This window comes from Mesorhizobium sp. B2-8-5 (genome assembly GCF_006440675.2).
Classification (GTDB): Bacteria; Pseudomonadota; Alphaproteobacteria; order Rhizobiales; family Rhizobiaceae; genus Mesorhizobium.
This window is the reverse complement of record NZ_CP083951.1, coordinates 4,578,419-4,593,399: the sequence shown is the minus strand read 5'-3', so window position 1 is coordinate 4,593,399 and position 14,981 is coordinate 4,578,419. Positions and strand designations below refer to the sequence as shown.

Below are 14,981 nucleotides of genomic sequence, written 5' to 3'. Positions count from 1 at the left end.
GGGATCGGCCAAGCTGGCCGGTCAGCCTTCCATCTGCGACAGCAGCGAAAGCATGACGTCGGCCGAAGGCATCGGCAGCACCGCCTCGATCTCGGCCGGCCGCACGCCGGCGATGGCGTCTGCATCGCCCGCCACGGTACCGAGCGGCCCGCGGAACCCGTGCTTCGACCAGGCGAGTTGCTGCAGCTTCGGGCTGGTCAGCGCTTCGAGCAGCGGATCGACCGCCGGATCGATGACGATCAGCGGATGCGCCGAATAGACGGTGGGGCGCGGATAGAGAATCTCCGGCTTGGCGCCGGCGCCGGCCTGCACGCGCTGCCAGCGCTCCGGATCGGCAAGCGCCCATTCCACGAGCTGGTTTTCGTAGCCCACCACCATCGGCTCGGCGCCGAGCCCTCCGGCGATATACTGGTCGAACAGCTTGCCCGACGAGGACGATTTCAGGCCCATGCTGCGGAAGATCGACTTCGCCTCCTCGCCATGCCGGGCAAGCAGTTCCTGCGTCGCCACGTCGCCGCTCATCAGGCTGAGCACGAGCCCTGCGAACATGAAGCCGGAATTGGAGCGGTTGGGGTCGGTGGAGACGATGCGTGCGCGGCCATAGAGTTCGGAAATGCCGAGATCCGACCAGTTCTTGCCGGCCAGGATGGCATCGAGCAGCGCCTTGAGGTCGAGCTGGTTGCAGCCGCCCTTGGCGGCGACGGTGACCAAGCCGCTCTTCTTCAGGCCTTCGACCACCGGGCCCCAGGTGTAGACGACGATCGGCGAATTGAGCACCACCTGGTCGTTGCGGATCGAGACGCCGCTCTTACGCGCGAGATCGACCATGATCGACGAGGATGGCCACAGGAATTGCGGCTTCTGCGTCAGGAGCGCCGGCTCGCGCACCATCTCGACCGAACCGGCGACACGGGCGTCGAGCTCCAGCCCGTAGCCACCAAGCGCGCCGATCACATCGGGGTCGGCCAGGAAAGCCTGCTTCTCGCCGCCGACGAAGCCGAACAGATGCGCGCGGTTGCCGAGATAACCGCGAAACTCCGGCCGGTCCTTGAGCGTCAGATAGCCGCCCGTTCCGGCCGCGGCGGCGGCAAGCAGTCCCAGTCCGAAAGCGCGGCGAGAAAGGGCCATCAGCGACCGATATCCTCTTTCAGCGACTCCTGGATGAGTCGAAGGTCAACGTCGAGCGTGCCAAGCTCGGAGTCCGCCTGGCTGTCGGCATAGTGGACGAAGGCGTCCTGCAGCTTGGTGATCACCGCGCCGACAGTGGCAAGCCGCTGTTGGCTTGGCGCGCGGCGATCGGCAAGCGTGCCATAGCCTTCCGCGACTTCCGCCGCCTGCAGCACGTAATAGGTCAGGAAGCGCCGCACGGAAGCAGCGCTTGCCGGTTTCGCCTCGACCTTGGAGATGACGTCGGCGGCGATATCGGAAAGGTTCTTCACCTTGGCTTTTATGTCCTTGTCGGCGATAGAGCCGGCCGCGGCCGCCAGCCGGTCGGCCGCCGGCTGCGCCTGCGCCAGCAATTCGCGCGCGAACGCCACTTGGCCGCCGCCGATCGAGCGCAGGTCGAGCCCTTCGAACAGCTGACGTGGCGCCAGCACGAAGATCAATCCGGCAAAGACCAGACCCGAGATCACCGCCGAGACCAGGAAGGGGAAGTGGGTGAACGTGCCGAGACCAATCAGCAGCGCGGCCGACACCAGCCCCGCCGCGATCCAGTTCCAGTCATTGCCGAACAAGCCGCGCATGGTTGGCCTTAGTTGTAGCCGCGCGCCGCGCGGAAGGCACCAGCAAGGTCGCCGCCGCCGTCGAAGACACGCGCCGAGGTCGCCTTGGCGAGACTGTCGAGCTGGCTCTTGTCGGCATCGCCGAAGGTGATCCCGAACACCGGCACCCGCAGCGGCGCCTGGCGCCACTCAGCCAAGAACGGCTCGGCGATGCCATCGGTGCGGCCGTCCGTCATGATGACGATGGCCGGCAGGTATTTCGGCAGGTCGGGCGTCGTCAGGATCTTCTGCAGCGCCTGCGAGGCGCAGGCATACATGTCGGTACCGCCGCCGGCGCGCTGCTGCGCCACGTCGCCAAGCAGCTGGTTCTGGCCCGCAGGATCACCGGTCGCGTCGAAAATGTCGCGCACTTTGCTGTCGAAAGGCAGCACGAAAATGTGGTCGGACGGCGTCCATTGCACCAGCACTTCGCTCGACTTTTCCGGCGTGAACAGGAACTGCGCGGCCTGCTGCAACTGCGTTTCGCCCTCGTTCTCCATCGAACCCGAGAAGTCGAAGCAGAGCGCCGTCAATGACGGTTTGCGCAGCGCCTGCTGGTAGAGGTCAAGCGCCTTGCGGATCACTGCGGGTTCCGGCATGCGGATCGACGTCACCAGCTTGCCCGGATCGAAATTCCAGTCGGGCTCGGCCGTCGCCTGGACCGCGGCGCCGCCGAGCGGCAGTCGCCGGCCAGTGTCGGCGATGCGCTTGCGCACCGTGTCCGACTGCAGATAGGCGAGCAGGTCGGCGAAGAACTTTTCGACATCGGCGCCGCGCCCGTGATCGATGAAGCCGAGCGGGGAATCGCCGACCGCGACGCCATCGGCCGGATAGACCGCGTAGAGCGGCTCGTCGCCCATTTGCTTCAGCCTGTCGTTGGTCTCTTTCAGCGTCGCCTCGTAATTCCACATCGCGTCATAGAGCGTGCCCTTGCGCGCGGCATCGACATAGAGGTCGGCCAGCCAGCCTGAAGACCCGGAAGAGCGCTCGACGCCCTGCAACAGGGCGCCGACCGTGTCGTGCACGGAGGGATTGTCGAGGTCGCCGGGCTGGATCACTTCCTTGCCGCCGAGCGCGCTGGAAAGCATCGCCAGATAGGCGCTAGCGCCGGAATTGGACTGCGTGGCCGATGTCATCAGGAACTTCAGCTTGCCGTCCTTCACCGCGGCAAGGATGTCCTTCATGTAGACTTGCCTGCCGATCCAGCCGAGTTCGGCGGCCTTGGATTTGCGCACGCCAAGGATGACCGGCATCTGCGCGATCGAGGTGAGGTTGCGTACCTTGCGGCCGGTATCGAACAGGTCGACCCAGACGCTCGACGCCGGCCAGACCGCGTCCTGATCGAGCCCGCTGGCCTTCTGCAGGCCGAGGCCGATATCGAGCGAGCCTTGGTAGGAGATGGTGCAGGTCGCGCCCTGCTTGGCGCAGAACTCCTGCACGATCGGCTCCAGCACCGTGTTCTCGGAACCGGAGACGATCGAGAATTTGACGTTGCCCGAATTGCAGGCCGCCAGCAGCAGCGCGGCCGCCAACGCCAGAACGGACGAAAGCTTCATTGGCATCGAGGCCCCGTCAGCCCTGGGTGAGCGCTTTCTTGAGGTCGGCGGTCATCTGGTCCATCTGCTTTTCGGCGTCGGCCCGCTTTTGCCGGCCTTGCTCCTGGACCTTGAGCACACCTTGCACGGTGTCGATCAGATCGCGGTTGGCCTGCGCCAGCGTCTCGACATCGACGATGCCGCGCTGCGCCTGCTCCTCGATTGAGATGGCCTGATCCTTCATCATCTTCGATGTCTGGCGGATCATCTCGTTGGTGGCGTCCGTTACCGTCTTTTGCAGCTCCAGCGCCGACTTCTGGTTGGTCAACCCAAGCAGGATGACCATCTTCTGTTTCCAAGCCGGCACGGTCAGCACCGAGGTGGCCTGCAGGTTCTCGATCAGCGTCTCGTCGCCCGACTGCACAATGCGGATCTGTGGCAATTGCTGGATGCCGAGCTGGCGCGCCTGCACCAGATAGAAGATGCGCTTTTCCAGCCGGTCGAGCGCCTGCACGGCGTCCTGGTAGGTTTGCGCCTCCAGGGAGCCGGCGGTGTCGGCGCTCTTCGCCTCCGCCGCGGCCTTCAGCTTCGGCAGTTCGTCGGCGCGGTAGTTGTCGACGAATTTCTTGCCGGCCTGCACATAGGCGTCGAGGTTGAGGATGGAGTCCTTGGTCTGCTCGTGCAGGTCGTCGAGCACGGCGATGTCGCGCCTGAGCGTGTCCTTATGACGGTCGAGCTCAAGGCCGATACGGTCGATCTGACCGGCGACGTCCTCGTACTTTTCCTTGAAGCGCTCGAGCCGTGCCTTGAACGAGGAGAACAAATTGCTCAAGAACCCTTCGTCCTTCAGCGAAGCCGGATCGAGGTTCTTGGCCTTCATGATGATGTCGGTAAGCAATGTGCCGGTGTCGCCGAGATCGCGGTTGCGGATCTGCGACAGAATCTTGTCGGCATAGTCGCTGACCGCTTGCTGGGCGCGGTCGCCGAAGACCGAAATCGCCGCTCGGTCGCGAATATCGATGCCGCCTTCGATCCTGGCGACCTCGCCCGGGCTGGCGGCAATGGCGGGCAACTTCGAAGTGTCGTCGAGCAGAGTGATGCTGTTCTCGTCGGCCATTGAGACCTCCCCCTCGGTGAACAGTATCTCGATAGACAGTGTGTGACAGACATATGACAATGGCCGGGCGTGGCGCTTGGGCCGTGAAATAGATTACATTTCCGCGCCTATGCGGAGGGACCCCTCGCTTCTGCAGCCGGCGCCGCCAGCCATTGTCGCACGATCGCGGCGTCCGCATCGCCGAATTCATGGCCCGAGGCGACGATGCGCGCGTCGACCTCGGCGCGGCGCTCGCTGAACAGCGTGACCAGGGCAGGAGCGAACAAACCGTAGGTCTGGTCGGCGGCGCCGGCGACGATCAGCACCCGTGTGCCGCTAAGATCTGACGTTGGAGGATTGTCGAGCACCGGCATCGCCCTCAACAGCGCCGCCTGCTTGACCAGGCCGGGATGGAGCAGCATCAGGCTGGAGACGACATTGGCGCCGTTCGAATATCCAAGGAAGGTCGCGCGTTGCAGGTCGAGCCCATGCTCCCTCGCGGCTTCCGTCGCGAACTTGGCATAGGCGGCCGTCTCGGCACGGATGGAGGTTTGCTCGAAACTGGTCGGTGTGATTCGCTCGAACCAGCGAAATCCGTCCTCCTGCCGAATGCGGCCGCGCGCCGCGACGATCACCGAACGCGGCGCGATCTGCATCGCCAGCGGCAGCATCGTCGTCTCGTCCACGCCTGACCCGTGCAGCACGAAGAGGCAGTCGCCGCTGGCGTTTGCCGGCTTCAGCAGACGGTAGGGAAATGTCAGATCCTCGCGCAGGATGCTGTTTTCGTCGCTATATTCGAACACGCTCACATCCATTTGATTCCATGAGAGATTCGTTGATTTGCCGGCTTCAAAACGGAATATTTTCGCGCTCCGCGAAAGTTGATTGAACCAGGCGCAATTCAGGCCGTTTTTCCGCCGATACACTCCCCCTGGGAGGAATCGAAGCGGTGCGCCCCGGGGGTCGCATTGCTGGCTATGAACAACCAGCTTTGAGGCCTTTTGTCGATGACCACCCCTGTTTCCAACGATCGCGACAAGCGTAACGATCGCGACAAGCGTATCGTCGAGCGCGATACGCGGATCGACGTGCTGCGCGCACTCGCGCTGCTCACCATTTTCGTCGACCATGTGCCTGGCACGGTCTTCGAGAATTGGACCTATAAGAATTTCGGGTTTTCCGATGCGGCGGAGGCCTTCGTGCTGATTTCCGGCATCTCGGTGGCGCTGGCCTATGGCACGAAGTTCAAGCCGGGCGGCCGATTGCTCGCGACCTTGAAGATGTGGCGGCGCGCTGGCGTGCTCTACATCTCCCACATCGTCATCACGATGGTGGTGATCGCGCTGTTTTGCGCCGCCGCGCTGTTCGCGCACCGGCCGGAAATCCTGACGATGATCAACATCGAACCCTTGATGCGCAACACGCCGCAGGTGCTGCTCGGCATCGTCACGCTCGGCCACCAACTCGGCTATAACAACATCCTGCCCGTCTATGCGGCGCTGCTTCTGGCGGCGCCTGCTTTCGTGCTGTTCGTCAGCTATCGGCCCGTGCCGGCGCTGATCGCGTCCGGCCTGCTGTGGTTCGTCGCCGGCATCTGGCAGATCGCGCCGCCGAACTATCCGGAGCCAGGCCTTTGGTTCCTCAACCCGCTGTCCTGGCAGTTCCTGTTCAACATCGGCCTTGCCGCCATGCTGCATGTGAAGCGCGGCGGGCGGATCCCGGTCAATCCGTGGCTGCTTGGTGCCGCCGGCATCTATGTGATCGGAGCGGCGATCTGGGTGCACAGCCCGCTCTGGGGGCAGATCACCTGGTTCGACCTACCGGTGGTGATCGGCGGCTTCGATAAGACCTTCCTGTCGCTGCCGCGGCTGCTCCACATCCTGTCGGTCAGCTATCTGATCGTGGCGCTGCCGGCTGTCTCGAACCTCTTCCGCGTCCGGCCCGACAATCCTTTGGCGATCCTCGGCAAGCGCTCGCTACCGGTGTTCATCGCCGGCACGCTGCTTGCCATGGCGGCGCAGGTGCTGAAGCTGATCAATCCGGGCGGCCCGGCCTACGACACGCTTCTGATCGCTGCAGGCATCGCCATGCAACTCGCGCTTGCACTCTACCTCGAATGGCTTGCGAGCCTCGGCCCCTCCCGCGCCAAGCCGGTGCGCGAGGAGCCTGCGCGTGCGACGTTCGGCGTGCAGCCGCTGCCGGCGAGGGCGGGCGGCTACTGACCGCAGCGCAAGGAAAGTGTCGGGTGGTCTATCCGCGCGGAATTACCTGAGCCCGCTCAGGCTTTCGGCGCCGGACCGGTCGAGCCTCTGACGACGAACTCGACGCCCATCGTCTCGCGCCGCACCGCGCCGTCATGGTCGAGGATCATGTGCGCGGCGCGGCGGCCGATCTCGATGATCGGCTGGGCGATCGTCGTCAGCGGCGGCGTGGCCAGCGCGCCGTCCGGCACGCCGTCAAAGCCGACAATGGAGACATCGCCGGGAACATTGAGGCCGCGTGCCCTCAGCCAGTCGATGGCGATCAGGGCCATGCGATCCGACATAGCCAGGATGGCGGTCGGCGGTTCCCCCTCGGCAAAGATCGCCTCGAGGCCGGCCCTGGTGCTTTTTTCTTCGTTCTCGGTCTCATAGACCGGGATTTTCGCCGTATCGATGCCGAAGCGGGAAAGCTCCTCGAAGTAGCCGGCAAGGCGATCGCGCGTTCCGGTGTAGACCGCGCTGCGCACCGCTTCCGGCGTCGCGAAGCCGGTGCGATTGTCGGCAAAGCCGAGCGACAGGACGGCGAAGCGGCGATGGCCAAGCTCGGCGAGATGGCGGGCGGCAAGCTTTGCGCCTGCGACATTGTCGACTCCGATGGCCGACACGGTCTCGTCCTGGAAGCCGAGCTCCAGCGCAACGAAGGGCAGCCTGCGCTCGCGCGTCAGATCGACAAGGCGCGAGCCGCCTTCGATGCAGAACAGCACAAAACCGTCGACAAGCGCACTCTGGATGTTCCAGGCGAGCTTTTCCTGGTTGGCGGCCGAAACCAGCGCGATGCCTGCGCCGGTGGCGTCGCAGGCTTCGGAAATGCCGGCCATCATGACGCGGGCGAAGGGATCGTCGAAGAAGTACGAAAGGGGCTCGGTGGTGGCGACGCCGATGGCGTTGACCTTGCCGGCGCGCAGCAGGCGGCCTTTCGGGTCCGGGCCGGCATAGCCCATCTGCTCCGCGACCGCCTTCACCCGTTCCCGCACTTCGGCGCGCACGATCTCGGGGCGGCTGAAAACATTCGAGGCCGTGCCATGCGAGACGCCGGCGGCCTTGGCGATGTCGGCCAACCTGATCGGTCTTGCCTGGCCTTCGAGGAGTGATGCCATGTCGTTCCTCCGAATCCGGTCAACGCGACGAACATGACCGCTGAATTGTCGCCGGTCATCTAACATTTTTGTTGGATCGATTCAAATTCAGTTGACGTCGGGCAAATAAGGCCTACGATTTGAATCGATCCAAATTTCCGCTTCATGGTGGAGTGGATTTCGACAGGAGTATGCCATGCATCCGGTGAGCTATTTGTTCGAGGATATCTACCGCAACGATTGGGGCATCGCCTCGGTCATCGTCAGCGAGAAGCGGCGTGGCAGGTCGAGTCCATGGAGGCGCGCCCCGCGCTTTCTCGTGGAGCGCAAGCGCGGCTGAGCCGCGGTGATTTTCAGCGCCGATAGATTGGATCGGTTCAATCCTAAGGAGAAATGGTCATGCATCCGATTGGTCATCTGTTTCAGGACATCTACCGCAACTATTGGGGCATCACGCCCGGAACCGAGCAACCTGAACGGCGCCGCGGCGGCGGGTTGCCTGCGCGCCAGCGCAAGCGGCGTTTCGGCCAAAGATAGGTCAGGCCAAAGACAGGTCAGGGTCGCGGGCGCCAGAGCGCCGAGACTGCGATCGCCACCCAGCCGGCGATCAGAAGGGTGCCACCGATCGGCGCCGACATCGGGAACAGCCGCGAGCCGAGAAAGTCGCGGGCAAGCAGATCGCCGCAGAATAGGAGCAGGCCCGCGAGCAGGACGAGGCTGGCGATCCTGAGACAGCGGTTGCCGCCGGCAAGGCCGATGGCAAGGAACACGGGCGCATGCATCAGCAGGAAATTGGCTGCGGTGCCGGTGAAGGCGCCGCCGCGATGCGCCGCCGCCGCCGACAGCGCCACGCCGGCCGCGCCGACGAGGCCGGCTGCCAGCACGAGGACGCGGCTCCTGCCGCCTGATGCTTGGCCCGTAAGGCTCATCTTGGATGCTCCATGCTGCGCTTGGGCGGTGCGCCGATCAGGATTCGCCAGCTTCAAGCAGCATATGCCGTGCGCGGCGCGACTGGACAATCCAGTTGTAGGCAGCACCCAGCGCCATCAGCACCGATGTGCCCAAAAACACCGAGCGCATACCGAAATGCCCACCGACGAAACCGCCCGACAGCGGTCCCGCGACCTGGCCGACATATTGCGCCGAGATCGCCAGGCCAAGCACATTGCCGCCGATCCCGTCGGGGATGTTGTGGCGGATGACGCTGGTGATGCAGGGCAACAGCCCGCCCAGCGCCAGGCCCATCAGGAAGCGCAGGCCGATCAACTGCCAGCCAGTGGTGACGAAGGCCTGCGGAATAAGCAGCAGCGCCGAAATCGCGAGCGCACCGACCACGACGTTCCAGTGGCCGACGCGGTCGGCGAGTTTTCCCAGCCAGGACGATGACAGGATGGTGCCGAGCGCCGCCGCCGACATGACGACGCCAGCGACCATGGTCACCTTGCTCTGGTCTTCGACGAGCTGCTGCACATAGACGGTGATGATCGGCTCGATCGACATGGTGGCGAAGGCGAGCAGCATGCCGGTGGTCAGCATGGCGACGATCGGCCGCTTGTCGGGGATCTGCGACCAGCCGCTTTTCGGCTTCGCCGTCGAGGCGCGCCTGGGCGCCGGCGGATTCTCCTTGATCAGGAAAGTCGTCGCCAGGAACGCCAGGAAGATGACGGCGCCGGAAAGCAGGAAGGTCGCGCGGATGCCGATCAGCGGCGGCAGCAAGCCGCCGAGCAGCGGACCGACCAGCGAACCGGCGGTGATACCCGCCGCGAGCACACCCAGCGCCCAGCCCGAGCGCTCCTTCGGCGTCTGCATCGCGACTAGGATCGTGGAGCCCGACGAATAACCGCCGGCAAAACCGATCAGCAGCCGAAGCAGCACCAGTTGCCACACACTCTCAACCATCCCGGTCAGCGACATGCAGATCGCCATGCCGAACGAAGCGCGCACCAGCATCAGCTTGCGGCCGTAGCGGTCGCCCAGCCGTCCCCACAAGGGCGCGACCAGCGCGGCCGCGAAGAAGGTCGCGCCATAGGCGATGCCCGACCACTGCACGATCGCCGCGTGGCCTTCGGCGCCGAGCTGCTCGACGTAAAGCGGCAGGAACGGCAGAAGCAGCGTCATGGCGACAAGCGTGCTGAACGAGCCGGCGAAGCAGACGGCGAGGTTGCGTCGCCAATGGATGTTGAAGTCGCTCTGTTCGGATTCGTTGGGCGTCATGTCATGCGTGCCGATGCTGGGGTTGTTATGGATACCAATTTGGGATACCAAGCCGGTATTCGTCATGGACCTGACACTCACCGCTGTCAATGCGGGCGCTGTCGATGCGGCTCCAGAAAGCGAGATGACAATGTCGCAGATGCAAAATGTCGAAAGACAGCTTCGCGAAATGATCCTCGGCCTGGAGATCGGCCCTGGCGAACGTTTGACCGAGCGTTGGATCGAGAGCCGGTTCGGCGCTTCGCGAACGCCGGTGCGGGCGGCGCTGCTGCGCCTGGAAACGGAAGGGCTGATCGGCCGCGACGGCCGCGGCTGGACGGTGGCGCCGATCAACCTGGCGGAGCTCGGGCAGATCGCCGTCTACCGCGAGGCGGTCGAGGTCGCCGCGGTTCGCCTGACGGCGGCGCTCGAAGACCGTGGCGGCACCGAGGTGATCGCGGCGATGCTCGATTCCTGCGATGCCGAGACGCCGCGCGAGGAATGGCACCGCGTCGGCATGGATTTCCACATTGAGCTGGCCAGGCTTTCCGGCAACGAGTTTCTGCTCAGGGCCGTTCGCGACGCGATGACTAGGCTGTCGCGGGCGCGCTGGCTGGAGGTGCGCGATGAAAAGGCGCTCGGTCGTGCCTGGGCCGAACATCATGCCATCCTTGCCGCCGTCAAGGCCGGCCACGCGGACGAAGCGGCGGGTCTGCTCTCCGCTCACATCGCCGGCAGCCGCGATCGGCTTGTCAGCTCCTTGCATGACGATCGGCGCGGCCTGCGCGCCAGAGGATTCGCCGTGGTCGGGGCGTAAGATGTCGTGTGGCCATTCGCATTAGCAGGCTTGCAACATGGCCGGGAGAATGCTGTAGGAGACGAGGGGGATGAAGGCAGACTACCGTTGACCATCTTGCTGAATTCGCGGACGCATGGCCACACTCTCACGAACCGCCGCAAAGCTGTTCTATTACGCGCGCAATTTCGCGCGTGACCGCGCACCGCAATCCCTGTTCCGCGACCGCCTGGCCAGCCGGCTCGAGCAGGCGAGGCTCTCGGGCAAGACGGTTCGCGAGCGACTGAATTACTACAACAAGCTGGAACACCCGTTCGTGCCGAGTCCCGACGCCGTGGCCGTCGGCAAGCTGCCGTCCGCGTCCAGCATGTATTATTACGATCTCAAGGAATTCGCCCGCTATTTCGATCCCGGCCTGCTGATCGATTTCGAATATGGCGATGTCGTCGGCATTCCGGAGGTGCCGAGGATCGTCAAGGACCGCCCCATTGGCGACGACAACGCCAATGGCGTGCTGATGAAGCTGAACAAGTTCCGCCACTTCTACATGCCGCCCGACAAGCTGTCTTTCGCCGACAAGCGGCCGATGGTGGTCTGGCGGGGGCATCTCAATAATCCGCTTCGCACCCGCTTCGTGGAAAAGGCCGCTGACCTGCCGTTTTGCGACGCGGGTTCCCACAAGCCCGACGCGCCGGACGGATACCGCAAGCCGTTCCTGAACATCGAGCAGCAGCGACAGTATCGCTACATCGTCTCGCTCGAAGGCAATGATGTCGCGACAAACCTGAAATGGATCATGAGCTCCAATTCGCTCTGCCTGATGCCGGAGCCGACCTACGAAACCTGGTTCGCGGAAGCCCAGGTCGAACCCAATGTCCACTACGTGCCGCTGCGGCAGGATTTTTCCGATCTGGTCGACAAGGTGGCCTATTTCGAAAAACACCCCGCCGAGGCGGGGCGGATAACCGCCGCCGCCAACGCCTATTGCCGCAAATTCGGCAATGAACAGGACGAGCAGGCGATCTCGCTGCTCGTCCTCTACAAATATTTCGTGCTGAGCGGGCAGATAAAGCCCGACGCGGAAGTCTGGCGCTTCATCGCCGGCTGAACGTCCGGCCGCAGCCCTAAGCGTGAGAGCGGTCGAACACCTTATCGGCCGGCCCGAAACGGTCCCTGGCGGTGAACTGCTGGTGCCAGTAGGGATAAAGCACCGGCGGCCGGCTGACGACGTCGAGGCGCTGCCGCTCCTCCTCGGTGAGCGAAAGGCTGGCCGCGGCGAGGTTGTCCTTGAGCTGCGCCTCGTTGCGGGCGCCGATCACCAGCGAACTCACAGCCGGGCGGCCAAGCAGCCAGGCAAGCGCGACCTGCGCCCCTGAGACGCCGCGTGCCTTGCCGATCTCGTTGAGCACGTCGACGATGCGCCACAGGCGGTCCTCGTCGCGGATCGGCGGCTCCGTCCAGCCGCCGACCTGGCGCGCGGTCGGGCTGTCGCGATGGTATTTGCCGGAGAGCAGGCCGCCCGCCAGCGGGCTCCAGACCAGCACGCCCAGGCCCTGGTCGACCGAGATCGGCAGCAATTCATATTCGGCCTCGCGCGCTTCCAGCGTGTAGTGGATCTGCTGGGTGACGAAACGGGCCTGATGGCGGCTGTCGCTGACGGCAAGAGCCTTCATCACCTGCCAGCCCGAATAATTGGAGCAGCCGATATAGCGGATCTTGCCCTGGTTGACCAAGGTGTCGAGCGCCGCGATCGTCTCCTCCAGCGGCGTGAGCCCGTCCCACTGGTGGACGAAATAGATGTCGATGACGTCGGTCCTGAGCCGCTTCAGGCTCTTCTCGCATTCGCGGATCAGATGGTGGCGCGACAGGCCTTCGTCATTGGGGCCGGTGCCGATGCGCATGCGCGCCTTCGAGGCGATCAGCACGTCGTTCTTGCGCTTGCCGCCAAGCGCCTCGCCGATGATCTCTTCCGACAATCCGTTGGAATAGACATTGGCGGTATCGATGAGGTTGATGCCGGCATCGATGCAGGTGTCGATGATGCGTTTGGCTTCCGAGAGATCCGAATTGCCGACGGCGGCGAACGGACCGGCGCCGCCGAAGGTCATTGTGCCAAGCGTCAATGTCGAGATTTTCAAGCCCGATCGGCCCAGCGTGCGGTATTCCATGTCAGTCCTCGCAATTTGTTTGAAGAGGCGCCGTGGCGAGCGCCGGGAAGAGGCGAGGGGATTTGTAGGACAATTCCCGCCGCTTGTCGCCCCGCTATCGATACGGACCGATCACATATCTTCGAGGCCTGCTGCCGGACGATTGCAATAAAACCGTCATTGCGCCTCTGTATCTCAGTCGATTTACGGAGTGTCCGCCCGGAGACGGAGCGGATTCCGAAGCGATGATGGCCGACAGGCAGACGGAGCTGCGCGATGAATGAAGTGAAACCGAATTCCGGGGCGAAGGATTGGCTGGAAGCCGAGCTCGAGGATACGCTCGACGAGGACTATGAGTTGGAGCTTTCCGAGCCGGCGCTCTCGCTCGAGATCGCCAAGATCTACAAGAAGTCGCATCCGCCCTCCATGGAGCGCATGACCTATTTCCGCGAGCTGCTCAGGCTGCAGTCGGAATTGATCAAGCTGCAGTCCTGGGTCGCCTACCACAAGAAGAAGCTGGTGGTGGTCTTCGAAGGCCGCGATTCCGCCGGCAAGGGCGGCGTCATCAAGCGCATCACGCAGCGGCTCAATCCGCGCATCGCCCGCGTCGTGGCGCTGCCGGCGCCGACCGAGCGCGAGAAATCGCAATGGTATTTCCAGCGCTACGTGCCGCATCTACCCGCGGGCGGCGAGATCGTGCTGTTCGACCGCTCCTGGTACAACCGCTCCGGCGTCGAGCGGGTGATGGGCTTTGCCAATGGGGACCAAGTCGAGGAGTTCTTCAACGACGTGCCGGAATTCGAGCGTATGCTGGTCCGTTCCGGCATCACGCTCGTCAAATACTGGTTCTCGATCACCGATGAGGAACAGCAGATGCGCTTCCTGATGCGCATCCACGATCCGATGAAGCAGTGGAAGCTGTCGCCAATGGACCTGCAGTCGCGCGTGCGCTGGGAGCAGTACACCAAGGCCAAGGAAGAGACCTTCGCCCGCACCAACATTCCGGAAGCGCCCTGGTTCATCGTCGAGGGCAACGACAAGAAGCGGGCGCGGCTGAACTGCATCGACCACCTATTGCAGCAGATGCCGTATGAAGAGGTTCCGCACGAGGACATCTCGCTGCCCGACCGCGTCTTCAACCCGTCCTATGAGCGCCAAGTGCTGCCGCGCGAGCTCTACGTGCCGGAGAAGTATTGAGGCCTTTTCCTTCTCCCCGTTTCACGGGGAGGTGAGGAGTGGTCCGCGCAGCGGGCGAAAAGCTAATTGCTTGGCTTTTCGAACGACGAACGCCCGAAGGGCGGATGAGGGGCTGCGCCGGCGTCGGCGATTGAGCCCCAATTCGCTGCCATTGCGGGCTTGCCGCTGATCTCAAAGGCCGCGCCGCCCTCATTGCCCTGCCGGGCATTTCTCCCCGTATAGTGACGGGAAGAAAGAGCTGTACTCACGCTCGCCCGATCATCACATGCAAAGCGTTCGCCGTCGCCACTTGCTCGTTGCAGCGATAGCCGAGCTTCACCATGTCGAGGCCGGCGAAAAGATGCTCGCCCGAGCCGAGCAGCACCGGCGAAATCGCCAGATGCATCTCGTCGATCAGCCGTTCCTGGAGATATTGCCGGAAAGTCGAAACACCGCCGCCGATCCGCACATCCTTGCTCCCGGCCGCGGCCTTAGCCTGTTCGAGCGCCGAGTGGATGCCGTCGGTGACGAAGTAGAACGTCGTGCCGCCTTCCATCGTGATTGGCGCGCGTTTGTAGCGGGTCAGCACGAAAGTCGGAACATGATAGGGCGGGTTGTCGCCCCACCAGCCTTTCCAGTTGTCGTCCGGCCATTCGCCGCGGATCGGCCCGAACATGTTGCGGCCGAGAATGTAGGCGCCGACATTCTCGAAACTGCGGATGGCCAAGTCGTCGTCGACACCGGTCGCGCCGCCATCCTTGCCAATCACCATCTGGTGGAATGTCCGGGTGGTGACCAACCATTTGTGCAGGGTCTCGCCACCGACACCGAGCGGATGTTCAAGCGTCTGATCGGGACCGGCGCCGTAGCCGTCGAGCGACAGGGTAAAACCGTTGACACGCAGCTTGGACATGATTGCCTCCTAAACCAGTTGTAAT

Annotated in this window: 16 protein-coding genes; 6 read left to right on the top strand and 10 right to left on the bottom strand. The window is 63.7% G+C overall.

Going from position 1 to position 14,981, the window contains the following annotated elements:
* Positions 1–21: 21 nt before the first annotated feature.
* The 5 genes from FJ430_RS22470 to FJ430_RS22450 form a co-directional block, all read right to left on the bottom strand.
* The gene (locus tag FJ430_RS22470; RefSeq protein WP_140707445.1) at positions 22–1,128 is read right to left on the bottom strand and encodes a hypothetical protein; all 1,107 of its coding nucleotides are present in this window, start codon (positions 1,126–1,128) and stop codon (positions 22–24) included.
* Positions 1,128–1,745, bottom strand: a complete 618-nt coding sequence (locus tag FJ430_RS22465) for a 5-bromo-4-chloroindolyl phosphate hydrolysis family protein (protein ID WP_140707447.1) — start codon at positions 1,743–1,745, stop codon at positions 1,128–1,130. Before FJ430_RS22465 ends, FJ430_RS22470 begins: the two co-directional genes overlap by 1 nt.
* 8 nt (positions 1,746–1,753) lie before the next feature.
* Positions 1,754–3,319, bottom strand: a complete 1,566-nt coding sequence (locus FJ430_RS22460) for a substrate-binding domain-containing protein (RefSeq protein ID WP_413467797.1) — start codon at positions 3,317–3,319, stop codon at positions 1,754–1,756.
* Between the two features lie 16 nt (positions 3,320–3,335).
* On the bottom strand, positions 3,336–4,415 hold the full coding sequence (locus FJ430_RS22455; protein WP_140707451.1) for a toxic anion resistance protein: 1,080 nt from the start codon (positions 4,413–4,415) through the stop codon (positions 3,336–3,338).
* Between the two features lie 107 nt (positions 4,416–4,522).
* On the bottom strand, positions 4,523–5,197 hold the full coding sequence (locus FJ430_RS22450) for an alpha/beta hydrolase (RefSeq protein WP_226891826.1): 675 nt from the start codon (positions 5,195–5,197) through the stop codon (positions 4,523–4,525).
* Positions 5,198–5,401: 204 nt separating this feature from the next.
* Between FJ430_RS22450 and FJ430_RS22445 the strand changes: the two genes are divergently transcribed.
* Positions 5,402–6,616 (top strand): OpgC family protein, encoded by a 1,215-nt coding sequence (locus FJ430_RS22445; RefSeq protein ID WP_140707453.1) that lies wholly within the window; start codon positions 5,402–5,404, stop codon positions 6,614–6,616.
* A gap of 56 nt (positions 6,617–6,672) precedes the next feature.
* On the opposite strand, the gene FJ430_RS22440 is transcribed toward FJ430_RS22445, so the two are convergent.
* The gene (locus FJ430_RS22440) at positions 6,673–7,752 is read right to left on the bottom strand and encodes a LacI family DNA-binding transcriptional regulator (protein WP_140707455.1); all 1,080 of its coding nucleotides are present in this window, start codon (positions 7,750–7,752) and stop codon (positions 6,673–6,675) included.
* Between the two features lie 175 nt (positions 7,753–7,927).
* Between FJ430_RS22440 and FJ430_RS22435 the strand changes: the two genes are divergently transcribed.
* Entirely contained in the window at positions 7,928–8,071 is a 144-nt protein-coding gene (locus FJ430_RS22435; protein ID WP_181167102.1) for a hypothetical protein, read from the top strand.
* 59 nt (positions 8,072–8,130) lie between these two features.
* Complete coding sequence (locus tag FJ430_RS22430; RefSeq protein ID WP_210242101.1) at positions 8,131–8,268, top strand: hypothetical protein; 138 nt, start codon at positions 8,131–8,133, stop codon at positions 8,266–8,268.
* A gap of 17 nt (positions 8,269–8,285) precedes the next feature.
* Here the strand turns inward: FJ430_RS22430 and FJ430_RS22425 are convergent, their stop codons facing one another.
* Positions 8,286–8,660, bottom strand: a complete 375-nt coding sequence (locus FJ430_RS22425; protein ID WP_140707457.1) for a DUF423 domain-containing protein — start codon at positions 8,658–8,660, stop codon at positions 8,286–8,288.
* Positions 8,661–8,697: 37 nt separating this feature from the next.
* Positions 8,698–9,945, bottom strand: a complete 1,248-nt coding sequence (locus FJ430_RS22420; RefSeq protein WP_140707459.1) for an MFS transporter — start codon at positions 9,943–9,945, stop codon at positions 8,698–8,700.
* Positions 9,946–10,075: 130 nt separating this feature from the next.
* Between FJ430_RS22420 and FJ430_RS22415 the strand changes: the two genes are divergently transcribed.
* Positions 10,076–10,741, top strand: a complete 666-nt coding sequence (locus tag FJ430_RS22415; protein ID WP_140707461.1) for a GntR family transcriptional regulator — start codon at positions 10,076–10,078, stop codon at positions 10,739–10,741.
* Between the two features lie 115 nt (positions 10,742–10,856).
* Positions 10,857–11,828, top strand: a complete 972-nt coding sequence (locus tag FJ430_RS22410; protein ID WP_140707463.1) for a glycosyl transferase family 90 — start codon at positions 10,857–10,859, stop codon at positions 11,826–11,828.
* A 16-nt stretch (positions 11,829–11,844) separates the two neighbouring features.
* Here FJ430_RS22410 and FJ430_RS22405 read toward each other — a convergent pair whose 3' ends face one another.
* The gene (locus tag FJ430_RS22405) at positions 11,845–12,888 is read right to left on the bottom strand and encodes an aldo/keto reductase (protein ID WP_140707465.1); all 1,044 of its coding nucleotides are present in this window, start codon (positions 12,886–12,888) and stop codon (positions 11,845–11,847) included.
* Between the two features lie 255 nt (positions 12,889–13,143).
* Between FJ430_RS22405 and ppk2 the strand changes: the two genes are divergently transcribed.
* Positions 13,144–14,064 carry a polyphosphate kinase 2 gene (gene ppk2 / locus FJ430_RS22400; RefSeq protein WP_140659106.1) on the top strand — a complete coding sequence of 307 codons (921 nt, stop codon included), beginning with the start codon at positions 13,144–13,146 and terminating at the stop codon, positions 14,062–14,064.
* Positions 14,065–14,308: 244 nt separating this feature from the next.
* Here ppk2 and FJ430_RS22395 read toward each other — a convergent pair whose 3' ends face one another.
* Complete coding sequence (locus tag FJ430_RS22395) at positions 14,309–14,956, bottom strand: dihydrofolate reductase family protein (protein WP_140707467.1); 648 nt, start codon at positions 14,954–14,956, stop codon at positions 14,309–14,311.
* Positions 14,957–14,981 lie beyond the last annotated feature (25 nt).